Annotated in this window: 24 protein-coding genes and 2 pseudogenes; 17 read left to right on the top strand and 9 right to left on the bottom strand. The window is 75.3% G+C overall.

Annotated features, from left to right (window positions below; all coding sequences use genetic code 11):
* Positions 1–17: 17 nt before the first annotated feature.
* The 11 genes from GEV43_RS24180 (at position 18) to GEV43_RS24130 (ending at position 10384) form a co-directional block, all read left to right on the top strand.
* Complete coding sequence (locus tag GEV43_RS24180) at positions 18–995, top strand: ABC transporter substrate-binding protein (RefSeq protein WP_160822643.1); 978 nt, start codon at positions 18–20, stop codon at positions 993–995.
* The gene (locus GEV43_RS24175) at positions 992–2374 is read left to right on the top strand and encodes an MFS transporter (RefSeq protein WP_206681259.1); all 1383 of its coding nucleotides are present in this window, start codon (positions 992–994) and stop codon (positions 2372–2374) included. The genes GEV43_RS24180 and GEV43_RS24175 overlap by 4 nt, the downstream gene beginning before the upstream one ends.
* The gene (locus GEV43_RS24170) at positions 2371–3204 is read left to right on the top strand and encodes a siderophore-interacting protein (RefSeq protein ID WP_160822642.1); all 834 of its coding nucleotides are present in this window, start codon (positions 2371–2373) and stop codon (positions 3202–3204) included. Before GEV43_RS24175 ends, GEV43_RS24170 begins: the two co-directional genes overlap by 4 nt.
* Entirely contained in the window at positions 3185–4192 is a 1008-nt protein-coding gene (locus GEV43_RS24165) for an iron ABC transporter permease (RefSeq protein ID WP_160822641.1), read from the top strand. The genes GEV43_RS24170 and GEV43_RS24165 overlap by 20 nt, the downstream gene beginning before the upstream one ends.
* A gap of 8 nt (positions 4193–4200) precedes the next feature.
* Positions 4201–5223 (top strand): iron chelate uptake ABC transporter family permease subunit, encoded by a 1023-nt coding sequence (locus GEV43_RS24160; RefSeq protein WP_309239815.1) that lies wholly within the window; start codon positions 4201–4203, stop codon positions 5221–5223.
* 180 nt (positions 5224–5403) lie between these two features.
* The gene (locus tag GEV43_RS56235) at positions 5404–5532 is read left to right on the top strand and encodes a lasso RiPP family leader peptide-containing protein (protein ID WP_160822639.1); all 129 of its coding nucleotides are present in this window, start codon (positions 5404–5406) and stop codon (positions 5530–5532) included.
* Between the two features lie 142 nt (positions 5533–5674).
* Entirely contained in the window at positions 5675–7531 is a 1857-nt protein-coding gene (locus GEV43_RS24150; protein WP_160822638.1) for an asparagine synthase, read from the top strand.
* A gap of 26 nt (positions 7532–7557) precedes the next feature.
* Complete coding sequence (locus GEV43_RS24145; RefSeq protein ID WP_241683806.1) at positions 7558–8034, top strand: lasso peptide biosynthesis B2 protein; 477 nt, start codon at positions 7558–7560, stop codon at positions 8032–8034.
* 3 nt (positions 8035–8037) lie between these two features.
* Positions 8038–8583, top strand: a complete 546-nt coding sequence (locus GEV43_RS24140) for a MauE/DoxX family redox-associated membrane protein (RefSeq protein WP_160822636.1) — start codon at positions 8038–8040, stop codon at positions 8581–8583.
* Positions 8580–9539, top strand: a complete 960-nt coding sequence (locus GEV43_RS24135; protein WP_160822635.1) for an ATP-binding cassette domain-containing protein — start codon at positions 8580–8582, stop codon at positions 9537–9539. The genes GEV43_RS24140 and GEV43_RS24135 overlap by 4 nt, the downstream gene beginning before the upstream one ends.
* Positions 9536–10384, top strand: a complete 849-nt coding sequence (locus GEV43_RS24130; RefSeq protein WP_175250125.1) for an ABC transporter permease — start codon at positions 9536–9538, stop codon at positions 10382–10384. Before GEV43_RS24135 ends, GEV43_RS24130 begins: the two co-directional genes overlap by 4 nt.
* A gap of 198 nt (positions 10385–10582) precedes the next feature.
* Here GEV43_RS24130 and GEV43_RS24125 read toward each other — a convergent pair whose 3' ends face one another.
* Entirely contained in the window at positions 10583–11569 is a 987-nt protein-coding gene (locus GEV43_RS24125) for a pyridoxal-phosphate dependent enzyme (RefSeq protein ID WP_309239814.1), read from the bottom strand.
* An 80-nt stretch (positions 11570–11649) separates the two neighbouring features.
* Positions 11650–12096 carry an Rrf2 family transcriptional regulator gene (locus tag GEV43_RS24120; RefSeq protein WP_160822633.1) on the bottom strand — a complete coding sequence of 149 codons (447 nt, stop codon included), beginning with the start codon at positions 12094–12096 and terminating at the stop codon, positions 11650–11652.
* Positions 12097–12177: 81 nt separating this feature from the next.
* On the opposite strand from GEV43_RS24120, the gene GEV43_RS24115 reads away from it, so the two are divergent.
* Positions 12178–13038, top strand: coding sequence for an NAD(P)H-binding protein (locus tag GEV43_RS24115; RefSeq protein WP_160822632.1), 861 nt, complete (start codon positions 12178–12180; stop codon positions 13036–13038).
* A gap of 92 nt (positions 13039–13130) precedes the next feature.
* Here GEV43_RS24115 and GEV43_RS24110 read toward each other — a convergent pair whose 3' ends face one another.
* The 4 genes and pseudogenes from GEV43_RS24110 to GEV43_RS56230 form a co-directional block, all read right to left on the bottom strand.
* Complete coding sequence (locus tag GEV43_RS24110) at positions 13131–13985, bottom strand: amidohydrolase (protein ID WP_160822631.1); 855 nt, start codon at positions 13983–13985, stop codon at positions 13131–13133.
* Positions 13986–14078: 93 nt separating this feature from the next.
* Entirely contained in the window at positions 14079–14750 is a 672-nt protein-coding gene (locus GEV43_RS24105; protein ID WP_160822630.1) for an SUMF1/EgtB/PvdO family nonheme iron enzyme, read from the bottom strand.
* Positions 14751–14803: 53 nt separating this feature from the next.
* Positions 14804–15325, bottom strand: a complete 522-nt coding sequence (locus GEV43_RS24100; protein ID WP_309239813.1) for an FAD-dependent monooxygenase — start codon at positions 15323–15325, stop codon at positions 14804–14806.
* A gap of 176 nt (positions 15326–15501) precedes the next feature.
* Positions 15502–15909: pseudogene (locus GEV43_RS56230) on the bottom strand (FAD-dependent oxidoreductase); the annotation flags it as partial.
* 77 nt (positions 15910–15986) lie between these two features.
* On the opposite strand from GEV43_RS56230, the gene GEV43_RS24090 reads away from it, so the two are divergent.
* The gene (locus tag GEV43_RS24090) at positions 15987–16439 is read left to right on the top strand and encodes a MarR family transcriptional regulator (protein ID WP_160822627.1); all 453 of its coding nucleotides are present in this window, start codon (positions 15987–15989) and stop codon (positions 16437–16439) included.
* Between the two features lie 128 nt (positions 16440–16567).
* On the opposite strand, the pseudogene GEV43_RS24085 reads toward GEV43_RS24090, so the two are convergent.
* From GEV43_RS24085 to GEV43_RS24075, 3 genes and pseudogenes are all read right to left on the bottom strand, one after another.
* Positions 16568–16938: pseudogene (locus tag GEV43_RS24085) on the bottom strand (DUF4267 domain-containing protein).
* Positions 16939–17064: 126 nt separating this feature from the next.
* Positions 17065–18789, bottom strand: a complete 1725-nt coding sequence (locus GEV43_RS24080; RefSeq protein ID WP_160822626.1) for a TerD family protein — start codon at positions 18787–18789, stop codon at positions 17065–17067.
* Between the two features lie 6 nt (positions 18790–18795).
* Positions 18796–19365 (bottom strand): TerD family protein, encoded by a 570-nt coding sequence (locus GEV43_RS24075; protein WP_160822625.1) that lies wholly within the window; start codon positions 19363–19365, stop codon positions 18796–18798.
* A gap of 676 nt (positions 19366–20041) precedes the next feature.
* On the opposite strand from GEV43_RS24075, the gene GEV43_RS24070 reads away from it, so the two are divergent.
* From GEV43_RS24070 to GEV43_RS24055, 4 genes are read left to right on the top strand one after another with little or no spacing between them, the layout of a single operon-like run.
* Positions 20042–20881 carry a 2-amino-3,7-dideoxy-D-threo-hept-6-ulosonate synthase gene (locus GEV43_RS24070; RefSeq protein ID WP_160822624.1) on the top strand — a complete coding sequence of 280 codons (840 nt, stop codon included), beginning with the start codon at positions 20042–20044 and terminating at the stop codon, positions 20879–20881.
* Positions 20882–21964, top strand: a complete 1083-nt coding sequence (locus GEV43_RS24065; protein ID WP_160822623.1) for a 3-dehydroquinate synthase II family protein — start codon at positions 20882–20884, stop codon at positions 21962–21964.
* Between the two features lie 5 nt (positions 21965–21969).
* Positions 21970–23289, top strand: coding sequence for an aspartate kinase (locus GEV43_RS24060; RefSeq protein WP_160822622.1), 1320 nt, complete (start codon positions 21970–21972; stop codon positions 23287–23289).
* Positions 23286–24590 carry an FAD-dependent monooxygenase gene (locus GEV43_RS24055; RefSeq protein WP_160822621.1) on the top strand — a complete coding sequence of 435 codons (1305 nt, stop codon included), beginning with the start codon at positions 23286–23288 and terminating at the stop codon, positions 24588–24590. The genes GEV43_RS24060 and GEV43_RS24055 overlap by 4 nt, the downstream gene beginning before the upstream one ends.

The following is a 24590-nucleotide window of genomic DNA, read 5'->3' as shown; positions in this document are numbered from 1 at the left end:
CCTAACAAGGAGCGCGGATGGTTGCGAGATGGCGGGCCGTCCTGGCCGCGCTGGTCGTGCTGGCGTCGGCCGGCTGCTCGGCGGACCGGACGGAGCACGCGGCGTCCGGGAGCGGTGTGGTGATCGAGCACCAGCACGGCAGGACGACGATCGAGGGACGGCCGCGGCGGGTGGTGACGCTGGTGCCCTCGTTCACCGATCCCGCGCTGGCGCTCGGCGCGGCCCCGGTCGCCGCGCCCGGGAACCCCTACGGGCGCGGCCGGCCGTACGCCTGGCAGCGGGGCCGGCTCGACCCGGCGAAGACCAAGCTGCTGCCCGTCGTGTCCGCCGCGACGCTGAACGTGGAGTCGATCGCCGCCCAGCGGCCGGACCTGATCCTGGCCGGGTTCGTGGCCTCCGACAAGGCCGTCTACCAGCGGCTGTCGGCGATCGCGCCGACGATCCCGATGCTGCGCCGCGGCTTCACCGACACCTGGCAGGACGTCACGCTCGTGACCGGGCGCGCGCTCGGGCGCGAGGCCGAGGCGAGGACCCTGGTGGCCGAGTCGGAGCGGAAGCTGCGCGCGTCGGTGGCGGGACTGCCGCGGCTGAAGGGGAGGACGGTCACGTTCGCCGGGCTGAGCAGCCCCGGACTGGTCGCGGTCGTCTCCGACCCGCAGGACGCGGCCAACAGGCTCCTGTCGGCGCTGTCGCTGTCGCTCAACCCGTCGGTGCGCGGCAACCTCGCCGGCAACGCGGGCGTGCAGGGGCAGATCGGCATGGAGCGGCTACGGCTGCTGGACCGGGACCTGCTCGTCATCGCGCCGTTCAACGACGGGCTGCGCACGGCGCTGGAGAAGAGCCCGCAGTTCCAGGAGCTGAAGGTGGTGCGGCGAGGCGACGTGGCGTGGCTGAACGTCGAGCAGGGCACCGCGCTGCGCAATCCGTCGGCGCTGAACCTCGGCTACACCCTCGACGCGCTCAAGCCCGCCCTGACCCGGTTGGCGGACCGGTGAGCCGGCGCTGGATGCTGACCACGGTCGTCGGCCTGCAATTCCTGGTCTCCCTGGACCTGTCGATCGTGAACGTCGCGCTGCCCGCCATCAGCCGGGCCCTCGCCTTCACGCCCTCGGGCCTGCAATGGGTGGTCAACGCCTACACGCTGGTGTTCGCGGGGTTCGTCCTGCTGGGCGGCAGGATCGGCGACCTCGTGGACCGCCGCGCGCTGCTGGCCGGGGCGCTGGTGCTGTTCGCCGCCGCGAGCGCGTGGGGCGGCGCCGCCACGGCGGGCTGGATGCTCGTCGCGGCCCGCGCCTTGCAAGGCGTGGCCGCCGCCGTCCTCGCGCCGATGGCGCTGGCGCTCGTGACGTCGGCGTTCCCCGAGGGGCCGGAGCGGCGGGCGGCGCTGGCCTGGTGGGGCATGGCCGGCGCGTTCGGCGGCGCGACGGGGGTCCTGCTCGGCGGCGTGCTCACCGAGACGCTGGGCTGGCGCTGGGTGTTCCTGGGGAACGTCCCGATCGCCGCGGTGATCCTGCTGGCCGGGCTGCTGTCGGTGCGGTCCACGGCGACGGCCTCGCTCCGCGACCTCGACTGGGCCGGCGCGGTGCTCGTGACCGCGGGGTTCGCCGCCCTGGTGTACGGCGCGGTGAGCGGCGGCGCGCCCGTCCCGCTGGCCGCCGGGCTGGTGTCGCTCGCGGCGTTCGTCCTGGTGGAGCGGCGGGTCCGCCGCCCGCTGGTCCCGCTGGCGTTCTTCGGACGGCGGGAGCGGGTCGGGGCCGCGGTGTTCGGGTTCCTGCTGACGTCGGCGCAGCTCGCCGCGTTCTACTTCCTGTCCCTCTACCTCCAGGAGCGGATGGGCTACACCGCCGTCCAGGCGGGCCTCGCGTTCGTGCCGTTCAGCGCGGGCATCGTCGTCGGCGTCAGGGCGGGGGGCGCGCTGGCCGTACGGTTCGGGGCCAAGCGCGTGCTGGTCGCGGGGTCGGCGGTGGGCGCTTCGGGACTCGCCTGGTTCGGGCTGCTCACGCCGGACGCGCCGTACGCGGCGGCCGTGCTCGGCCCTTCCGCCGTCGCCAGCGTGGGGATCGGCGCCGCCTTCCTCACCCTCGGGGCCCTCGCCTCCACCGGCGTCCCCGAACGCGACGCGGGCCTCGCCTCGGGCGTCCTGACGACCAGCCAGCAACTGGGCGGCTCGTTCGGCCTGGCCGTGCTCGTCGCGGTCGCGGCGGAGGGGGCCGAGTACACGACGGTGCTGCTGATCGGCGCCCTCCTGCTGGTGCTGGGCGGGGCCGCGTCCGCCGTGATCCTCCCGTCCTCGCGCCGCACCCCCGACGCGCCGAGCGCGGGCGAACGGGCCGGGACGCGACGGCCCGCCACGACCGAGGGGACAGGAACATGAGAGACGGCGTCCGCTACCACGACCTCACCGTGGCCCGCGTCACCGACGTGACGCCCCGGATGCGCAGGATCACCTTCACCGGTCCTGACCTGGCCGACTTCGCCTCCGTCGCGCCCGACCAGCAGGTGAAGCTCTTCCTCCCGCCGCCGGGCCGGTCCGCGCCGGACGTCCCGCCGCTGCCCGAGGACGGCGACCTGGTCCGCTGGTACGCCGCGTACCGGGAGATGGACCCGGCGGTCCGCCCGTACATGCGCACCTACAGCGTCCGCGCCCACCGGACGGATCCCCCGCGGATCGACATCGACTTCGTGCTGCACGGCCCGGTGGGGCCGGGCTCGCGCTGGGCGGGCGACGCGGCCGTGGGGCGGCGGATCGCCATGATCGGTCCGGCGCCCAGCCACAAGCGCGTCCCGGCCGCGTACGACTGGATGCTGCTGGCGGGCGACGAGAGCGCGCTGCCCGCCATCGCGGCCACCCTGGAAGCGCTTCCCGCGGGGCTGCCCGTACAGGCGTTCGTCGAGATCGACGGCCCGGCGGAGGAGCAGCGGCTCGACACCGCCGCGGACCTGTCCCTCGCCTACGTGCACCGCGACGGCGCGCACGGCGACCGGCTCGTACGGGCGGTGGCCGAGCACCACATCCGGCTCGGCCTCCCCTACGTCTGGCTCGCCGGTGAGGCCGCGACCGTCCGCCGGCTCCGGCGGCACTTCGTCGCCGAACGGGCCGTGCCGAAGAGCGCGATCGCGTTCGTCGGCTACTGGCGCCGCGGAACGGCCCAGGACGCCCCGCCCACCTCCGAGGACCTGGCCGATGAGCGCGAAGCGCACTGACCACCGGACGCTGTGGCTGGCGGCGGCCGCGGCCGCCGTCCTGCTCGCCGCCGCGTCCAGCGTCGCGGTCGGCGCGCAGGACCTGCCGATCACGGACCTGTGGCACGGGCTCTGGGCCCGGGACGGCAGCCACGAGGCCCGGCTGGTGTGGGGAAGCCGCGTGCCCCGCACCGTCCTCGGCCTGATCGTCGGCGCCTGCCTGGGCCTGTCCGGCGCGCTGATCCAGGGCTACACGCGCAACCCGCTGGCCGACCCGGGGCTGATCGGCGTGAACGCCGGCGCGGGCCTCGCCGTGGCGCTCGCCGCCGGGACGCTGGGCGTCACGACGGTCACCGGGCAGGTCTGGTTCGCCATGGGGGGCGCGCTGGTGGCGGCGGTGGCGGGCTACCTCGCCGGCTCGGCGGGAGCGCGCGGCCCCTCGCCCCTGCGGCTGACGCTGGCGGGCCTCGCGCTGGGCGCGCTGCTGACCGGGATCACCAGCGGGCTCGCCCTGCTCGATCCGCGGGCGTTCGAGCAGGGCCGGGCGTGGAGCGCCGGGTCGCTGACCGGGCGCGACCTCGGCACCGCCTGGACGCTGCTGCCGTTCCTCGCCGCCGGGCTGGTGCTGGCGCTCGCCTGCGCCCGCGCCCTCAACGCCGTCGCGCTCGGCGAGGAGACCGCGACGGCCCTCGGCCTCGGCGTCAACCGCCTGCGGGCGACACTGGTCGCGGCCGTCGCCCTGCTCGCCGGTACGGCCACGGCCGCCGCCGGGCCGATCGGGTTCGTCGGCCTGATGGTGCCGCACGCCGCGCGGTGGGCCGTCGGGAACGACCAGCGCTGGGTCCTGGCCTGCACGCTCCTGCTCGCGCCCGCGCTGCTGCTGTCCGCCGACGTGGCCGCCCGGGTCCTGCTCAGTCCCGACGAACTCCCCGTCGGGGTGGTGACCGCGTTCCTCGGCGGCCCCGCGCTGCTGGCGGTCGTCCGGACCCGACGGCTGGGCGGCTCGTGATCCCGCCCGTGCTGAGACTGGGGCGGACGTTCTCCGTCCGCCTCGCCCCGCGCGGCGCCGCGGCCTGCGCCGTGCTCGCCGCCGCGACGGCGGCCGTCGCCCTCGTCTCGCTCGGCGACGGCGAGGTCCGCATCCCGCTCCCCGACGTCGTGGCGGCCCTGACCGGACGGGCCGGCGGCCTGGAACGGACCGTGGTGGTGGGCTGGCGCCTGCCCCGCGTCCTGCTCGCCGTGCTGCTGGGCGCGGCGCTCGGCATGAGCGGCGCCGTCTTCCAGAGCTACACCCGCAACCCGCTGGGCAGCCCCGACGTCATCGGCTTCGGCACCGGGGCCCACACCGGCGCCCTGGTCGCGATGATCCTGCTGGGCGGCTCGTACCCGCAGGTCGCCGCCGGCGCGCTCGCTGGCGGGTTCGGCACGGCGGTCCTGGTCTACCTGGCCGCGGGCCGCGGCGGCGTGCGGGGCGCGCGGCTCATCATCTCCGGCATCGCCATCGCCGCGATGCTCGCGGGCCTCAACACGTGGCTGATGACGGCGGCCAAGATGGAGGTCGCGATGGCCGCCGCGGCCTGGGGCGCCGGGACCCTCAACGGCGTCGGCTGGGAGCAGGCCCGTCCGGCGATCGCCGTCCTGGCGCTCCTGCTGCCCGCCGCGGCCCTGCTGTCGCGCCCGATGCGCCAGCTCGAACTGGGCCGCGACACCGCCACCGCGCTCGGCCTCAGGACCACCGCCACCGAGACCGCCATGATCACCATCGGGGTCGCGCTCACCGCGACCGCGACGGCCGCCGCGGGCCCCGTCGCCTTCATCGCCCTCGCCGCCCCGCAGATCGGCCGCCGCCTGGCCCGTTCGGCGGGAACGGCCCTCGCCCCCGCGGCGTTCACCGGCGCCTTCCTGCTCGTCACCGCCGACTGGCTGGCGCGGACGCTGTTCGCCCCGGCGCAACTGCCCGTCGGCGTGCTCACCGTCGTCCTCGGCGGCCTCTACCTGCTGTGGCTCCTGATACGCCAAGCGCGCTCCCCCGGCGCGTAGCCGCCGCCGCTCCCGCCCCCGCTCAGGGCCCGTCCTGGTCCGGTGTGCCGCCCGGCCAGAAATGCGTCACCGCCTCAACCATGCTTAGCAACTCTGCGTGACTATTTGAGTGCGGAACGTGGCGCTAGCGTTGGGGTCGTTGTGTCCAGGACGGACGAGCGACAACGGAAGGGAGGTGAGATGACAATGGTGACGGATGTTTACGAACCCCCGCTTCTGACCGCGGTGGGCGACCTTCGCGTGGTCACCCTTGGTGACCGCAGCTGGGGCTTCGACCGCATCAACCAGTGCGCGTTGTGGGGCTGCTAAGGGCCGCTCCACCACCTGAGGTCGCAGTACGGAAGGCCGTGCCGGCGCGGTACCCCCGTCGGCACGGCCGGCTTCGCGAGAGACGAGCCCGGCCCCGGTGAACGGGGCGCAGGGCCCCGCGTTCTTTTCTGAAGGGGGAGGCATGCGGTTCCTGGTCGTTCCCGACAGCCCGGCGGGGGAGGCCGTCGTGGCGTCGCTGCGCGTGCCGTCCCGCGGAACGCCGCCTGACCGGCCCGCTCCGCGCGTGATCCCGCACCGTTCGGGGCGGCCCTGGATCGCCGGCTGGTGGCGGGACGAGGACGTCGTCTGGGCCGCGGCGGGCGAGCGCCGCGTCGCCGTCCTGGGCCGGTCGGCCGCCACCGCGGCGTGGCTGGCCGACTACGCCGCCCGGCTGCGCGGCCTCGACGGTGCGGCCGGACTGCCGTGGGAGCTGCCCGGCAGCTTCCACACGGCCGCGGTCGTGGACGGCGTGGTGTCCGTGCAGGGCACGCTGTCGTCGGTACGGGAGGTCTTCCACACCCGGCTGCTGGAGACGACGGTCGCGGCGGACCGCCCCGACCTGCTGGCCGGGCTGACCGGCGCGGCGTTCCGTCCGGAGTGGCTGGCGTCCAGGCTGGTCGCGCCCGAACCGCCGTGGCCGGTGAGCGAGCGGTCCCTGTGGGAGGGCGTCGAGACGCTGGAGCCGGGATGCCGCCTGGAGGTCTCCCCGGACGGCCGGGGGCGCGTGCGCCGCCGGCACCGCCCGCCGGCGCCGGACGTCCCGCTGGACGAGGCGGCGGGCCGCCTGCGGGAGGCCCTGCGCGACGCCGTGGCGGTCCGCGCGCACGGCCGGACGATGCTGAGCGCCGACCTGTCCGGCGGCATGGACTCCACCAGCGTGTGCTTCCTCGCCGCCGAACGGGTCGAACGGCTCGTCGCCGTCACGTGCGAGGCCACCGACCCGGCCGCCGACGACGCGCACTGGGCCGCGCTGGCCGCGAAGGAGCTCCCCCGCGCCGAGCAGGTGCTGTACGGGGTGGAGGACTTCCCGCGGTGCTTCGCGGGCCTGCTCGAACCCGACCCCGACCTGGAGGGCCCGTTCCCCGCCATCCAGACCCGGGAGATCCTGATCAGGCAGGCGCGGCTGCTGTCGGCGCTCGGCTCGTCCCGGCATCTGACCGGGCACGGCGGCGACGAGCTGTTCCAGCCCAACCCCGGCTACCTGCACGATCTGCTGCGCAGGCGGCCGCTGCGGGCGATCCGGCAGGTCCGCGCCGGACGCGCCGTCCACCGCTGGAGGCTGCGGCCCACCGTCGCCCAGCTCCTCGACCGGCGCTCGTTCGGAGACTGGCTCGGCCGGGACGCGGGGCGCGCGCTGGACCGCCCGATCCGCGGCGTCATGCACGCGCCCCTCTCGGGCTGGGGGTCCAGCTACCGGATGCCCGAGTGGGCGACGCCCGACGCCCTCGCCTCGGCGCGCCGCACGCTCCAGGAGACGGCCGCCGCCGGGGCCGAGCCGCTCTCGCCGGTACGGGGGCAGCACCTCACCCTCCAGGTCGTACGGCAAGGCGGCGCCCTGGTACGCCGGATCGACCGGCTGTCCTCCCGCCTCGGCGTCACGCTGGAGGCCCCGTTCCTGGACGACCAGGTCGTCCAGGCCGGACTCGCGGTGGACTACGCCGACTGCCTGCGGGCCGACCGCTACAAGCCCGTCCTGGTGGACGCGATGCGCGGCATCGTCCCCCAGCGGAACCTCGGCCGCGGGTCGAAGGCGGAGTTCAGCGCCGACGTGTACGCGGGGCTGCGGCGGCACCGCTCCGAACTGCTGGAGCTGAGCGACGGGATGCGCCTGGCCGGCCTCGGGCTGGTGGACCCGGGCGCGCTGCGCGCCGTACTGATGTCCCCGCCACCGTTCCCGCACCGGCTCGTGCCGCTGCTCGGCACGCTGGCCTGCGAGGTGTGGCTGCGCTCCCTGGAGGCCGCGCCGGCACCGGCCGCGGCGCCGACCGTCCACCCCTAACCCGTGAAGGTGATGCTCTCGTGACGATGCCGATGACCCTTGAGGAGACGGCGCCGGTCCCGCTGCGGCGGCGGCTGGCGGCGCGCCCGGCGGTCGCCCTGGCCGCCGCGGTGGAACGGCTGCCTCCCCGGCGGATGCGGCGCGTGCTGCTGGCCGCCAGCCGCGGGGCGCGTCCCGCGTCGGGGGCGCAGGCGCTGGCCGCGCGGCAGGCGGTCGTGGCGGTCAGCGTGCACTGCGCCGGGCAGGGCTGCCTGCGCCGTTCGCTGGCGACGGCGCTCCTGTGCCGGCTCGGCGGAACGTGGCCGGACTGGTGCACCGGCGTGCGCGCCGAGCCGTTCCGCGCGCACGCCTGGGTCGAGGCGGAAGGGACGGCGGTCGGGGAGCAGGGCGACACGCGGCTCTACCACAAGACGATGACCGTGCCCGCCCGTCCGGCCCGTCCCGGTCGCTCCGCCCGGCCGGGCCGTCGCGCCCGTCGCGCCCGCCGCGAAGGGGGGCGGTGAACGATGCGCGAGTATCTGCCGCTGGCCACGCAGTGCCTGATGGCCGGGGTGTTCGCGTCGGCCTCGTTCGGCAAGCTGCGGAGCCGCGAGGACTTCGGCAGGTTCGTCACGACCGTACGGAAGCTGACCATGCGCGAGGGGGCGTCCACCGTCCGGATCGCCGCGGCGTTCGCGGCGCTGGAGACGCTGACCGCCGTGCTGATCGCCGTGCCGGCCACCGCGCGGATCGGGTTCGGCCTGGCGTCGGCGCTGCTGACCGTGTTCATCGGGGTGGTGTTCCGGGCCGTCCGCGGCCGGGTCTTCGCCGAGTGCGGCTGCTTCGGCCGCCACGGCTCGGTCATGAGCTACCCCCTCCTGCTGCGCAACGCCGCGCTGCTCGCCATCGCGGTGACCGGCGCGGTGCTCGCCGCGCCCGTCTCGCCGCTCGGCCTCGCCGGGCACGCGCTGGCGCTCGCCGCCGGGATCGTGGCGGCCTCGGCGCTGCTGCGCTACTACGACCACGCCGTGACCGCCGTCCTCATGCGGTTCCGCCCGAAGGCCGGGACGTGACGCGCGCGGGCGACGCTCCGGCGATCGAGATCACCGGCCTGAGCAAGCGCTTCGGCTCGGTGACCGCGCTGGACGGCATCGACCTGACCGTTCCCGCGGGGACGGTGCTCGGCCTGCTCGGGCACAACGGCGCGGGCAAGAGCACCCTGGTCGGCGTGCTGGCGACCCTGCTGCGGCCCACCCGCGGGACCGCCCGCGTCGCCGGGCACGACGTCGTCGCGCACGCCGCGGGCGTCCGCCGCTGCATCGCCGTCACCGGGCAGCGGACGACGCTGGACCTCACCATGTCCGGCCGGGACAACCTGATCATGGTCGCCCGGCTGCTCGGCGCCCGGCCCCGGCCCGCCCGCGCCCGCGCCGAGCACCTGCTGGAGCTGTTCGACCTGGTCCGCGCCGCCGACCGGCCCGCCCGCACCTACTCGGGCGGGATGCGGCGCCGCCTCGACCTCGCCGTCACCCTCACCCGGCGCCCCGAGGTGGTGTTCCTGGACGAGCCCGGCACCGGCCTGGACCCGGTCAGCCGGCTGAACATGTGGGACGCCGTCCGCGAGCTCACCGCGACCGGCACCACCGTCGTGCTGACCACCCAGCACCTGGAGGAGGCCGACCGGCTCGCCGGCTCGATCGCCGTGCTGGCGGGCGGCCGGGTGATCGCCTCCGGGTCGCCGCGGGAGCTGAAGTCCCGCATCGGGCACCGCACCGTCACGGTCGAGCTCGCCACCGACGACGACGCCGTCGAGGCGCGCCGGGCACTGCACCGGGCCGGGCTGCGCCCGGTGCTCGACCGCGTCGAGCGCACCGTCAGCGCCGCCCTCGCCCGCGACCCCGACCTGACGGCGGTCGTCCGCGCGCTGGACGCCGCCGCCGTCGAACCGTCCCGCCTCACCCTCACCGAACCCGGCCTCGACCAGGTGTACCTCGCCCTCACCGGGCACCGGCACGCGGAGACCCCATGACCGCCCTCGCCCCCGCCTCCGGCAACCGCCCCCTCCACACGATCTCCTTCGAGGGGACGGCCGCCTGGCGCGGCACCCCCGTGCGCACGCAGGTCCGCATCCTCACGGCCCGTTCCGTGCGCGACCTCGTCCTGGACCGCCGGCTGCTGGCCATGAGCATGGTCGAGCCGCTGCTGATGCTCGTCGCGTTCGGCCAGGTCTTCTCCGCCCTGGCCCGCGCTCCGGGCTTCCCGCCCGGCGTGCGCTACATCGACTTCCTGATGCCGGCGCTGCTGCTCACCACCGCCCTGCACAGCGGCGTCCAGGCCGGGATGGGCATCGCCGACGACACCCGCAGCGGCATGCTCGACCGCCTCCGGTCCCTGCCGATCCGGCCCGGCTCGGTCCTGCTCGCCCGCAGCGTCGCCGGCCTGGCCCGCGCGGTCCTGCGGCTGGCCGTCCTGCTCGCCTTCGCGTCCGCCCTGTTCGGCTACCGCCCGTTCGCCCACCCGGCCGGCCTGCTCGCCGCCGTCGCCCTCTCCCTGACCGTCGGCTGGAGCCTCGGCTGGGTGTTCACCGCGCTCGCCTGCTGGATCGAACGGACCGAGCCGCTGTACGCCGCCGCCGGGCTGCTGATGTTCCCGCTGACGTTCGCGTCCAACGCGTTCGTCCCGATCGGGCAGTTGCCGCCGTGGCTGCGGTGGACCGCCGGGCTCAACCCCGTCACCCACGGCATCAACGCCACCCGCGACCTGTGCCTGTCCGGTGCCGTCGGAACGGGAGCCCTGAGCGCCGCCCTCACCAGCCTCGCCATCGCCGCCGTCACCGCCCCCGTCGCCGCCCGCGGCCTCAACCGCCCGCACTGACCCGCGCCGTGCTCCCGTCCGGCCTCGCCCTCCGAAGGAGTATGGGCGAACAGGTGGAACGCGGAAATCAGCTGCTATCTCGCCAAGGTAAGAGAAGCCGGTTTCGGAACGGTTCTCGGCACTCCGGTGACCATCGAACTGCGCGATCTGGCCGCGCTCGGAATGGTCTTCACCGATTTCCCACCGAACCAGTGAGCCCTACCGGCGGGCGGCCGGCTCCAGCACCCACCGTGCGAAGTCGGCGGGTTCCACATTGCTGCCGCACAGGATGGTGGTGACGCGCCGTCCGGCGAACCGTTCGGGATTCTCCAGCACGGCGGCGACGCCGAGCGCCGCGGAGGGCTCCACGACGAGCCCGGCGTGCTCGTGGAGCGCCCGCATCCCGGCCTTGATCGAGTCCTCGCCGACGAGCACCACGTCGTCGAGGACGGCGAGCAGGTCGTCCAGGACCTCGGGGATCGGGCAGCGCCCCGCGACGCCGTCGGCGATCGTCTCGATCCGCTCCGTCTCGACCACCGTTCCCCGCCGCCACGACAGGGCCATCGCGGGCGCGCCGATCGGCTGGATCCCGATCACCCGCACGTGCTCGGCGAGCGAGCGCATCACGTACCCGAGGCCGCTCGCCATCGCACCGCCTCCGAGGGCCACGAGCACGGTGTCGAGCGCCGGATCGTCCCGGACGAGTTCGAGGCCGATCGTGGCGGCGCCCTCGCAGGTCGCCAGGTCCAGGCTGTCCTCGACCAGGTGCGCGCCGCCGGTCTCCGCGAGCTCGCGCGCCAGCAGCCGGGCGTCCTCGATGTCCTCGCCTTCGAGCCGCACCTCCGCGCCGAGTTCGGCGATCCGGCGCAGCTTGAGCGGGTTGGCGGTCTCGGCCGCCACGACGGTGACGGCGAGTCCCCGGCGCGAGCCGCTGTAGGCGAGCGCCTGGCCGAGGTTCCCGGCGCTCGCGCACACCACCCGCGACGCGCCGTTCTCGCGGGCCGCGGCCGCCACGGTCTCCGTGCCGCGCCCCTTGAAGCTCCGCACCGGGTTGAGCGTCTCGACCTTCAGCGTCATCGAGCAGCCGAGCGCCCGGCCGAGCGGCGCGCACTCCAGCGCCGGCGTGTCGAGGAACACCCGGTCGATCTCGCCGACCGCGGCGCGCACCCGGTCGAGCCTGAGCCGTACGCCATCGAGGCCACTCACGGCGCCCAAGCATGCCATGCCCCTCGCCGGGCCGCAGCGGCGCGTCCGGGGCGCGGCGGGGCGTGCGGGGCGTCGAGCCGCTATCCGCCGGCCGGTTTCGCCGGTTGCTCGATCTGGCGCATCAGGACGTCGTGCACCGTGAACCGTTCGAGCTCCGCGGCGACGGCGTCGGAGACCGCGCTGTCGAGGGCGGTCAGCGACCGCTGGATGCCGCGCCCGACCGGGCAGTCCGGGGCGGGCCCGTGCAGGCCGAGGACCGGGTCCGCGCCCTGGAGGAGCCGCCAGACCCGCGCGAGCGTGACGTCATGGGCGGGGGTCGCCAGCTCCCAGCCGCCGTGCACGCCCGGCCGGGACCGCACCAGCCCGGCCTCGCGCAGCGGGCCGAGCACGCGGCGCACGTAGACGGGATTGACGTTGGTGCTCTCGGACAGCTCGTCCGAGCTCACCGGGCCGCCGTCGGCCATGCCCGCCAGGTACGTGAGCACGTGCACGGCGACCGCGAACTGGGTGTTCTTCGACCGCGCCATACCGCCATGTTGCCATACCGAAACTATTACGGTTACGGTAGGCTCGATTCGTAATCACAACGACTACAGTTTGGAGCCGTCATGACGATCGCCATCACCGGGGCCTCCGGCGCCCTCGGGCGGGCCAGCGCCGAGATCGTGCTGCGGACCGTCGACCCGCGCGAGGTCGTGCTGACCACGCGCAACCCGGACGCGGTCGCCGACCTCGCGGCCCTCGGCGCCGAGGTGCGGCAGGCCGACTTCGCCGATCCGGGCACGCTGGCGGGCGCGTTCAAGGGCGTCGACCGGCTGCTCCTCGTCTCCACCGACGGGTTCGGCGAGCGGCTCGACCACCAGCGCGCGGCCGTCTCGGCGGCGGTCGGCGCCGGGGTCCGGCACATCGTCTACACCTCCCTCCCCGAGCCCGTTCCGGCCAACCCGGCGCTGGTGCTCTCGGACCACGCGGGGACGGAGCAGGCGCTGCGCGACAGCGGCGCGCGGTGGACGATGCTGCGCAACAACCTGTACGCGCACATGCAGGTGCCGGTCGTCCAGCAGGCCGCGGCGTCGGGCCGGCTGGTGACCAACGGCGGGGCGGGCGCCACCGCCTACGTGACCCGCGAGGACTGCGCCGCGGTGGCGGCGGCGGTCCTGACCCAGGACGGGCACGAGGGCATGGCGTACGACGTCACCGGGCCGGAGGCGCTGACGGCCGCCGACCTCGCGGACCTCGCGCGGGAGATCGGCGGCCGCGAGGTCGAGGTCGTCCACGTGGACGATGCCGCGGCGTCGGCGGGCCTGCGGGCGGCCGGGCTCCCGGACATGGTCGCGGACGTCGTGGCGTCGTTCGGCACGGCGACCCGCGGCGGCTTCCTCGCCAACGTCAGCTCGACGGTCTCCGACCTGACCGGCCGCAAGCCGACGCCGCTGGCCGACACCGTCCGCGAGGCCCTGAAGCCCTGAAACCCTGACCGCGAGGGCGGGCCGCAGCCGGGCCGCCGCCGGGCCGCAGCCGGGCCCGCCGCCGCGATCGCCGTAGGGCCGGGACGCCCGGGTCAGAGGCGGTAGCGGCGGCGGGCGTTGCCGGAGAACAGCGCGCGGCGTTCGGCCTCGCTCAGCGGGGCGGTGATCTCCTGGTACGCCGCGAGCTGCTCGGCGTACGTCCCGCCGACGCCGTCCACCGGGAAGTTGCTGCCGAAGAAGCAGCGCTCGACGCCGAACAGCTCGACGCAGCTCTCGACGTACGGGCGCAGCTCCTCGACGGCCAGGGTCCGCAGCGCCATGCCGAGGCCCGAGATCTTGCAGTCCACGTTCGGCAGCGCGGCGAGCTTGGCCATGCCCTCCCGCCAGCGGCGGAACGGCTCGCCACGGCCCCTGTCGGGCCAGCCGGTGTGCTCGGCCACGACCGCCGCGTCCGGCGCCCCCGCCAGCAGCGGCACGTAGGCGTCCACGTCGCCGGGCCGGATGATCTGGTCGAACACCAGGTCGCGCGCGGCCAGCAGCCGCAGGACGCGGCCGGCCGCCTCGCTCGCCGGGTCCAGCCCGCTGAGCACCCGTACGCCCCGGAGCGCCCCGGCGGCGGCCTGGGCGTCCAGGTCGCGCTCGACGTCCTCGGCGGACCGGCCCGGGTCGAGCCCGCCGATGATCGCGGAGGGACGGGCCGGGTCGGCCCGGTGCATCCCGTCCAGCCACCCGGTCTCGTCCAGGTAGGCGCGCGGCGCGGACGTCGCGGACACGTGCACCACGTCGGTGACGTCCACGCCGGCCTTCGCCGCGTCGGCGCGGTGGTCGCCCGGCAGGTAGTCGCGGTACACCTCCGGGAAGTGGCTGTCGAGCTGCGGATACCAGCCCTCGTGCGCGCCCAGGTCCCAGAAGTGCACGTGCGCGTCGACGAATCGCAGAGCGGCCATCGAGCTCCCCCCAACCAGATGCTTGCTTGATGACGCTTCCACGCTACCGCGCACCGTTCCTAACAGGAACAAGTGACGGTGCGTCGCCGGTGCTCAGCGCGGTATGGAGCGAGCGAGGCGGAACCCGACGTCGTCCACCCGGTAGTCGGGGTGGCTGCGGCGCCGGGCGGAGGCGCGGCAGCTCCAGTGCTCGTCGAACCAGCCGCCGCCGCGCAGCACCCGGTAGGAGCCGTAGACGCGGGGGTCGTAGAGGTCCCAGCACCAGTCCCAGACGTTGCCGAGCATGTCGTACAGGCCCCAGGCGTTGGGGCGCTTCCCGCCCGCCTCGTGGAGGCGCTCGCCGGAGTTGCCGCGGTACCAGGCGATCTCGTCCAGCGGCCCGTAGCGGGGCCCGGCCGTGCCGGCCCGGCAGGCGTGTTCCCATTCGGCCTCGGTCGGCAGCCGGTAGCCGTCCGCGGCGGGGACGCGCTCGACGCCTTCGCCGCCGTCGGGGAAGCGGTAGGCGGGCGCGAGGCCGTCGCGTTCGGACAGGCGGTTGCAGAAGCGGACGGCGTCCCACCACGAGACGCCCTCGACGGGCAGGCGGTCACCGGACGACGCGCTCGGACGCGCGCCGGTGACCCGCGCGTAGAGCGCCTGGGTGGCCGGGACGGCCGCGAGCCGGTACGGCGCGAGATCGACCGACCAGGTGCTCTCGGTGCGCCGGTCCGCCAGCGTCACCCGCCCCGGCGGGATCTCGACCATCTCCTGCGTGCTCGCGTCCATGGGCAGGCGATGCTAGCGGGCGGCGCGGCGAGCCGTTCCCAGGGGCGGGCCCGTCAGGCGGCGAGCGCGGTGAGGCGGTTGCTGAAGCGCGCGAGCATGGCGGTCTGGGACGTCTCGGGGAACAGCCGGCCGATCATCGGCGGGATGCGCCAGTTGGCGGGGTTGCGCCTCGCCATCCGGGAGACCAGGGAGACGTGCGGGTAGCGCGCCCGCTCGTAGGCGCGCAGCCGTTCCACCGGGTCGCCGCCCTTGGCGAGCTCGCGGCCGAGCACCCAGGCGTCCTCCAGGGTCTGGTTGGCGCCCTGCCCGAGGGTGGGCGGCATGATGTGGGCGGCGTCGCCGACCAGCGTGACGCGCCCCTCGCCCCACACCCGGCGGACCTTGTTCCAGTGGTGCCCGAAGAAGGCCAGGTCGCCCTCGGGCGCGGCGGCGAGCACCTCCGGCACGGGCGAGGCCCAGTGGCCGAACCGGCGCCGCATGTCGGCCAGCGGATCGGCGGGACGCGGGTCGGAGGGCGTCCAGCGCACGTCGAACCACCACTGGAGCAGCCCCTCCCCGCGGGCATCAGCCCGCACGCGCCCTCCCGTCCCGTGATCATGAGGTTGGTGTGCGAACGGGTGACCTCGACGTCGATCGGGCTGAGCCCCTGCCACGTGCCGAACGTCGCGGGCGCGACCGAGCCCTCGCCCCACAGGCGCGCCCGGACGGCCGAGTGGTGCCCGTCGGCCCCGACCAGCAGGTCCCCGGTCGCCGCCGTCCCGTCGCCGAACGTCGCGGTGACCCGGCGGCCGTCCTGCTCGACGCCCCGGCACTCCCTGCCGTACTCGACCAGGTCGCCGGGCAGCCCGTCCGCGAGCCGTTCCAGCAGGCGGCGGCGGGAGACCACCTTGGTCAGGAAGCCGTAGCGCTCGGCCGCGTGGGCGATGTTCTGGCTGGTGCGCAGCCGGCCGCCGGAGGTGAGCGCGTCGATCCGGTCGATGCGGGCGCCGACGCCGTCCAGGGAGACGCCGAGATCGTCCAGCACGGCGGTGCCGTTGCTGAAGATCATCACGGCCGCGCCGCCCGTCCGCCACCCGGGCGCGCGCTCGAAGACCCGGACCCGGTGGCCCGCGGCGAGCAGACCGCGCGCGACGGCGAGGCCGCCCACCCCGGCGCCCATGACGAGAATCTCCATGTCCCCTCCACATCGAAGTATCTCCGATCCGAAGATATATCACAATGGAGTAGGTTGGCCGGGTGGCCCATGAGCAACCCGAAGAGGACGTCTTCCGCGAGTTCCTCGTCGCCGTCCTGCTGCACAACGAGGCGGTCGCCGACCGCCTCGGCCTGCAACCCATCGACGTCGCCGCCGCGGTCCTGCTGGAGACCCGCGGACCGCTGTCGGTGGGACGGCTCTCCGAGGAGCTCGGGCTGCCGTCCGCCTCGACGACCCGGCTGATCGACCGGCTGGAGCGGGCGGGCTACGCCCGGCGCGTCCGCGACGAGCGCGACCGCCGCAAGGTCACCGTCGAACTGGCCGAGGGCGGCCTGGACGACTACGAGGCCGCGTGCGAGGCGTCCCGGCGGCACCTGTACGCGATCAGCCCGCACTACGAGCCGGAGCAGGTGCCCTTGCTGCTGGGCATGTTCGACCGCATCGCCCAGGCGTACCGCGCCGCCGCCAAGGAACTCCGCGCGTCCTCGTCCTGACCGGGGAAACGCCTCACCCCGGACGGCGAGGCGCGCCGGGCCCCTCGGGCTCCGGCGCGCCCGGCGGCATCGCGGAGCTCGGCAGCATCGCGTACGGCTCGTTCGGAGGCGGCTCGTTCGGACGCGGCTCAGACGGCGAACAGCAGGGCGGCGCTGATGAGGACGACCACCGCGGTCGCGAAGTGGATGCCGAACGCCGTGGCCTTCGTCCCGCCGTGCCGCAGCACGATGAGGGTGTCGCCGAGGGGGCGACGGCGACGACCAGCATGTACCAGCCCGCCGCGCCGGCGTCGGCGAAGGCGAGCAGGGCCAGTCCGAGGAGCCCGAACGTGAGGTCGCGCAGCCCCTTGACCTCCAGGTAGGCCGCGTCGCCGTCCCGCTTGGCCGGAACGCCGTACCCGGCGGCCGCGGCCTTCGGGACCAGTAGGAACCGGGCGCCGATGAAGGCGACGAAGAGGGCGAGGACGACGGCCAGACCGTAGGCGACGGGGCTCAGCATGACTTGCTCCAATTCCTAGCACTGCTAGCGACAGTGCCGACGCTAGCAGACCGCCGACAGGAAAACTAGCGCCGCTAGGAGCGGGCGCGCGGAAGCGCCGCGATGCCATGTCACGTGGGGCGTCCGTCAAACCGAGACCGATGCGACCCGAGCCGGGCCGGGCCAGGGCAGGACCGGGCCAGGGCAGGGCCGGGCCAGGGCAGGACCGGGGCAGGGCAGGACCGGGGCAGGGCCGGGCGGGGCGGGGCTCAGGGTGAGGGGGCTAGATCGACGCCGTGAGGACGTGGGAGAGGAGGGCGGGGCGCGGGTGGCGTTGGCGGCGTCGGGGAGGACGTCGGGGGTGAGGGTCCAGTCCATGCCCACCCAGGAGTCGCCCACCGTGCCCTGGCTGGACGGGAGGGTGTTGCAGGACTGGAGGATCCGGACGGCGCGGACGGAGTCGGGGGCCGGGGTGTCGGTCTCCACCAGCAGCACCGGGACGCCGACCAGCGGTCCGTCCTCCACGAGGCGCAGGAGCTGGTGCGCCTGCTCGCCCTCGACGGCCGCGCCGGCGTCCATGATCACCACTAGGCGGACCTGGGGCTCCGCGCCGGGGCCGGCGGGGTCGCCTTCCGGGCCGCCGATCCTGCGCAGGTCGACCAGGTCGAGGAGGCGCCGGAGCCGTTCGGCCGCGGCGGGGCCGGTGGCCACGCCGCCGCCCGGCAGGCGGGCGGCGGCGAGCGTGTTCAGCCAGCCGGCGCCCGACAGGCCCGTCGCGTCGATCACTTCCAGGCCGACCAGTCCCGGCGGGACGGCGGCCAGGAACCTGGTCACCAGCGACCAGGCGTAGGCGGCGGCGTCGCCGGGCATCGTGCCGCGCGAGATCCACACGGCGCGCCGCCAGGGCACCCGCAGGACGAGCGGCACCCGCAGGTCGGGCAGCTCGGGGGTGGACAGCCGCCCCAGCAGGACGCCCTCGGCCAGGTCGGCGCGGGGCCGCCAGGTCAGCCAGGACGGCGCGTCGAACGGCGCGGCCTCGGCGGTGACGTGCGGCTCGACGCGGGCGAGCTCGTCGCGGAGCTGCGCGGCGTCGGCCCGCAGCCGCTGGTCGGCCGCCGCCATGAGCTGCTCGAACCGTCCGCGCGGGGCGCGTCCGGCGATCTCGTCGTTGCGGAGGTTGAGGGCGTGCTCGGTGGACGCGCGGAACGCGGCGATCGAACGGCTCGCGTCCTCCCAGACCAGCCAGCACCGTTCGAGGTAGCCGACCTCCCCGGAGGGCGGCGCCTGCGGGGCCGGCGGGACGGCCGGGCGCGGCGGCGGGGCTCCGACGGCGGGCGCGGGCGGCGGGGCGGCCATGCCGGCCTCGGCCTCGCCCGGGTCGTCCACCTCGACGCCGTGGGCCTCGACCAGTTCGGCGAGCCCGCCGGCGTAGCCCTGGCCGACGGCGCGCACCTTCCAGCGGTCGGCCCGGCGGTAGACCTCCAGCCCGATGATCGCCTTCTCCGGGCCGAGCCCCGCGGCGGTGAACAGCGCCATCGGGCCGCCGCCGGGCGCGGTGAGCTGGACCTGCGGCGGCGGCACCGCCCCGAACGAGACGCCGCTCCCGCTCAGGCTGACCGCGATCAGCACCGCCTGGGCGTCCGCGGGCACGGCGTCGAGGTCGAGGTCGACGCGCTGGCGCCCGCCGCCGTCGGTCCAGCGCACGCCGGGCGCTTCGGGCGCGTTGAAGAACACCAGGTCGGCGTCCGAGCGCACGCGCAGGTCCGGGCCGACCAGCAGGGCGCTGAGGTCCACGGGGACGGCGCAGGACACGGTCGCGGTCACCCGCCGGGCGGGCAGCGCGGTGTTGGCGCCGGGCGAGAGTTCGAGCATCGCCGGTCAGGCCAGGCCGGCGATCGTCGGGAGCATGTCCTCGAAGGTGCGGCCGTGGCAGGGCTCGCCGATCGCGTTCATCTTCCACGCGTCGCCGTGCCGGTAGAGCCGGGCCATCACCATGGCGGTGTGGGCGCCGCCGCCGGTCAGGGTGTAGCGGGCCAGCTCGTCGCCGTCCGCCTCGTTGACCAGGCGGCAGAAGGCGTTGTCCACCTCGTCGAACGTCTGCCCGTTGAACGAGTTGACCGTGAACACCAGCGAGGTGACGTGCACCGGCAGCCGGGGCAGGTCGACGATCACCGACTCGTCGTCGCCGTCGCCCGCGCCGGTGAGGTTGTCGCCGGTGTGCCGGACGGAGCCGTCGTCGCTGACCAGCTTGCCGAAGTAGACCACGTCGGCGAGGCGGCCGTCGGCGAAGAGCACGCAGGAGGCGTCGAGGTCGATCTCCCGCTGCCGGGAGCCGAAGAACCCCTTCTTCCGCACCGCGTCCCAGCCGAGGCCCATCCGGACCATGCGCAGCTCCGCGCCCGGCTTCTCCAGCGAGATCCGCTGGCCCTTCACCATCGAGACGGTCACTGCCGTCGCCTCCTCGTGTCCCCTGTGCCGCGCGCTCCCCGAGAGCGCGCCGGCCGACGGCATCCCGATCGTCGCGAAGCCGAGCAAGATGCGACGAAAGCCTTGCAGCCCGCCACCCGGTTGTCACCCCGTTCGCCGTTGACGCCGTACGGGTTCCGGGACGTCCGGCGGTGCGGGTGTACGAGGCGATCGGCGCCATAGCGCCTGCTCCACGCGGGACATGAAAGAGAATTCACGTTCCTTTGCGGTCCGCGACCGGCTTTGGCGCCCCGCAGATCACGGCCCGCAATTCGAACGAATCGAATGCCGCGCCTGACGGCCCGGGACGGGATTGTTTTGCTGTGCCTGTGGGTGCGTCCGCATGGGCTTATCGACGAGCGGGCGGGGTCGTGAAGATCTTCTCTCTCGGTGCGCCCGACTTTCGTCCCGGACGGGGCGCGGGCCGTAGGCGCAATTGCGGTGTACCGCCTGCATGGCCGGTGTCGGGCGAGGTGCCGGGGCCCGGTTTTCGCTGGGATTACCTGCGACTGAAGAACTGACGTCGTCCTGACTTCAATTTACCTTTGCCTTACAATGTGCCGTGCCCGTTCTGTTGACCCCGCGTCCGGACGCCCCGGAACATGGCAGGGGAAAGAGAAGTGGCCCAGAATCTGCCGGCAGAATGGAGCACGGCGATATGGCATCGACCACGGGCGTCGGCATCGGAAAACAGATAAGAATGGAACGGCTGCTGCACCGGCACCGGGAGAGGCTCTTTCTGGTGCCGATGGACCATTCGGTCACCGACGGCCCGATCGCCACGGGCGACGGGATGGAGCGGCTCATCGGGGAGATCGCGGGCAACGGCGCGGACGGGGTGGTCCTGCACAAGGGGCGCCTGCGGTTCCTGGACCCGCGGATGTTCCGGGCGCTGTCGGTGGTGGTGCATCTGAGCGCGAGCACCAACCAGGCGCCCGACACCGACGAGAAGATCCTCGTCGGGGACGTCGAGCAGGCGGTGCGGCTCGGCGCCGACGCGGTGAGCGTGCACGTCAACCTCGGGTGCGACACCGAGGCGGCGCAGCTCGCCGACCTCGGCCGCACGGCCGAGCACTGCGCCCGGTGGGGCATGCCGCTGCTGGCGATGGTCTACCCGCGCGGCCCCCGGGTCAGGGACCCGAGGGACCCCGAGCTCGTGGCGCACGCGGCGACCGTGGCCGTCGACCTCGGCGCCGACATCGTCAAGACCCCCTACACCGGGTCGGTGGAGACCATGACCGAGGTGGTGCGGTCGTGCCCGATCCCGCTGATCGCGGCGGGCGGGGCGGCGGTGCCGGCCGCGCCGGCGCTGCTGGCGTCCATCCGGTCGATCATGCGCTCCGGCGCGGCCGGCGTCGCGGTCGGCCGCAACGTCTTCCAGGCCCGGGACGTGGCGGGCGTGACCCGGTCGATCGCCGAGATCGTCCACGGGCCGGAGCAGGACGCCGGCCGGGCCAAGGTGCTGGAGCACGCCGCCCTGATCAGAGGAGTGAAGTAGATGAAGCTGGCCTGGATCGACCTGCGCGGGCTGGACGAGCCGCTGGCGGTGGCCGAGGAGGCCGCGCACGTCGGGGCGCACGGGCTGCTGTCCGACGACCCCGCCGTGCTCGGCGCGCTGCCGCCGTCGGTGAAGCGCGTCGGCATGGCGGCGGACGGCGGCGACCCCGCCGCGCTCGCCGAGGTCGCGGACGTGGTGGTCGTCGACCACCGGCACGCCCCGGCGCGGCGCGACGACGACTCGGGCGTGTTCGTCCGGGTGGACGACCACGCGTCGCTGGACGTCGCGTGCGACTCGGCCGGGCGGCCCGGCTGGACGCTGATCGACTTCACCGACCCGACGAAGATCCCGCTGGAGATCGTCCTCGCGGCGGCGGACGGGACGCAGGGCCGGACCGTGACCCTGGTGCACGACCTGGAGGAGGCGCAGATCGTCGTCGGCGTCCTCGAACGCGGGTCGGACGGGGTGCTGTTCGCGCCGCGCGGGGTCGGCGAGACGACCGAGCTGATGAGCCTGCTCCAGGTCGCCACCCCCAAGATCGACATGTCGCCGCTGGAGGTCGCGGCGATCACCCATGTCGGGCTCGGCGACCGGGTGTGCGTGGACACCTGCTCGCACCTCGGCCCGGACGAGGGCATCCTCGTCGGCTCGTACGCGGGCGGGATGGTGCTGGTGAGCAGCGAGACCCATCCGCTGCCGTACATGCCGACCCGGCCGTTCCGGGTGAACGCGGGCGCGCTGCACTCCTACACGCTCGGCCCGGAGAACCGGACCCGCTACCTCAGCGAGCTCGGGTCCGGGTCGGAGCTGCTGGCCGTCCGGACGAACGGGGAGACGCGGCGGGTGGTGGTCGGGCGGGCGAAGATCGAGACCCGGCCGCTGCTGCGGATCGAGGCGCGCTCGGCGTCCGGGACGGCCGTGGACCTGCTCGTCCAGGACGACTGGCACGTGCGGGTGCTCGGGCCCGAGGCGGAGGTCCGCAACGTCACGGACCTGAAGCCCGGGGACGAGCTGGCGGGCGCCACGCTGACCGACCCGCGCCACGTCGGCTACGCCGTCCGCGAGTTCCTGCTGGAGAAGTAGGCGGCATGAGCCTTGTAGTGCAGAAGTACGGCGGGACGTCGCTGGGCGACGCGGCGCTGATCGGGCGGGTGGCCGACCGGGTCGCCGCGGCCCGGCGGGCCGGGCGCGAGGTCGTGGCGGTGGTGTCGGCGATGGGCTCGACCACCGACGAGCTGCTGTCGGTGGCGCACGAGGTGTCGCCGAAGCCGCGCGGCCGCGAGCTCGACGCGCTGCTCAGCACGGGCGAGCGCGCGTCGGCGGCGCTGCTGGCGCTGGGGTTGCAGCGCCGCGGGGTCGCGGCGTGCTCGCTCACCGGCGCGGACGCCGGGATCACCACCGACGACGAGCACGGCAGGGCGCGGGTGCTGGAGGTCCGCCCGGACCGCGTCCGCGAGCAGCTCGCGGCGGGCCGGGTGCCGGTCGTCGCGGGGTTCCAGGGGGTGTCGCGGACGGGCCGCGACGTCACCACGCTCGGGCGCGGCGGGTCCGACACCACCGCGGCGGCGCTCGCCGTCGCGCTGGACGCCGAGGTCTGCGAGATCGGCACGGACGTGGACGGCGTCTACAGCGCCGACCCGCGCTGCGTCCCGGACGCCCGGATGCTCCGCTACCTGCCGTACGAGCCGATGCTGGAGCTGGCGCGGGGCGGGGCGCGGGTGCTGGTGCCGCGCTGCGTCGAGTACGCGGGGGCGCACGGGCTGCCCGTCCGCGTGCGGCCCGCCGACGGCGGCGGCGACGGGACGTGGATCGCGGCGAGGCCGCCGCGCGGCAAGCGCGGGCAGCGCGGCGACCCGGCGGAGCGTGCTGGTGTGTGGGGGCTCGCGCACCTCGACCGGCAGGTGCAGCTCACCGTCGCGGGGCTGCGGGAGGACCCGGACGCGCTCGCGACCGTGTTCCGCGCGCTCGCGGACGCCGACGTCGGCTTGGACCTGCCGACGTGGGCGGCGTCGCCCGACCGGGACCGGCGGCTGGAGGTGTCGTTCCTGCTGCCCGAGGCCGAGTGCGAACGGGCCGGAGCGGCGCTCGCGGAGGCGCGCTCGTTCTGCGGGTTCGACGCGCTGCGGCGGTCGGAGCCGATGGGCAAGCTGACGATCGTCGGGACGGGCCTGCGCTCGCGCCCGATCCTGCTGCCCGCGCTGCTCCAGGCGCTGTCGGCGGCGGGCGTGGTCGTCGCGCGGACCGAGCTGACCGAGAGCCGGATCGCGGTGACCTGCCCGGAGGAACGGCTGCTGGAGGCGGCGATCGCGGCGCACGAGGCGCTGGTGCTCGGCCGGTCCCCGTTCACCTCCGCGCCGGGCGCGCCGGGCGAGCCGGGCGGCCCCGTCCGGGCGGAGGTGGGGAGATGAGCGCGCCCGCGATCGGGGTCCTCGGCGCGGGCATCGGCGGGCTCGCCGCCGCCGGGGCGCTGCGCGCGGCGGGGCTGGACTGCACCGTGTTCGAGCAGGCCCCGCAGCTCGAGCGGATCGGCGCGGGCATCCAGGTCTCGCCCAACGCCAGCCGCCTGTTCGGGCGGCTCGGCGTGGCGGAGACGGTCGACGCGGTCGCGAGCAGGCCGCTGTCGAGCGACGTCATGCGCTGGAACGACGGCCGCCTGCTCGGCCGCACGCCGCTCGGCCGCGACTGCGTCGAGCTGTTCGGCGCGCCGTACTACACGCTGCACCGGGGCGACCTGCACCGGGCGCTGCTGGAGGCGTCGCCCGAGGGCACGGTCGTCCTCGGCCGCCGCTGCGTCGCCGTCGAACCCGGCACCGGCGGGAACGGCGACGGCGGGAACACCGGCGGCGGCGGGCGCGTGTGCGCCGTGTTCGCGGACGGCTCGCGCGAGCGGTTCGACCTGCTCGTCGGGGCGGACGGCACGCGTTCGGTCGCGCGGCGGGTGCTCGCGGACGACGCGCCGCGCTTCTCCGGCCAGGTCGTCTACCGCGGGCTCGTTCCGGCCGAACGGGTGCCGGAGCTCGCGAGCGTCCCCCGGGTGCGGGGCTGGATCGGCCCGGGGCGGCACCTGGTCTGCTACCCCGTGTCGTCCGGGCGCTCGATCGCGTTCAGCGCGACGCTGCCCGCGACCGTCCTCCCGGACGCGGTGCGCGAGGCGGGCGGCGGCGAGGGCGCGTGGTCGGGCCCGGCGTCACCCGCCGAGCCCGCCGCCGAGTACCGCGGCTGGGACCCCGCCGCCGTCGCGCTCGTCGAGGCGGCCGAGGAGGTCACGTGGTGGCTGCTGCACGACCGCGACCCGCTCCCCCGGCTGGCCGCCGGGCGGCTCGCGCTGCTCGGCGACGCGGCGCACCCGATGCTGCCGTTCCAGGCGCAGGGCGCGAACCAGGCCGTCGAGGACGCGGTGGTCCTCGCCGACTGCGTGCGCGCGGCGGGCTCCGACGTGCCCGCGGCGCTGCGGCGGTACGACGGGCTGCGGCTCGCGCGCACGTCCCGCGTCCAGCGCGCCTCGCGGGAGACGGCCGACACGTTCCACCTGGGCGACGGCGCCCGGCAGCTCGAACGCGACCAGGACCTGCCCGGCCAGTGGGAGCTGAGCGGCCGCGCGTGGCTGCTCGGCCACCGCGCCGAGCTCGCCGCCGCCGAGCGTCTCCTGGCGGGCCCGCCGCCCGGGGCGCCGTCCGGGGACCGGTCCCGGCGGTCCGTCGCGAACTGA

It is taken from the genome of Actinomadura sp. J1-007, from assembly GCF_009793335.1.
Taxonomy (GTDB): domain Bacteria; phylum Actinomycetota; class Actinomycetes; order Streptosporangiales; family Streptosporangiaceae; genus Spirillospora; species Spirillospora yumaensis.
This window is presented reverse-complemented; position numbering and strand designations above follow the sequence as displayed.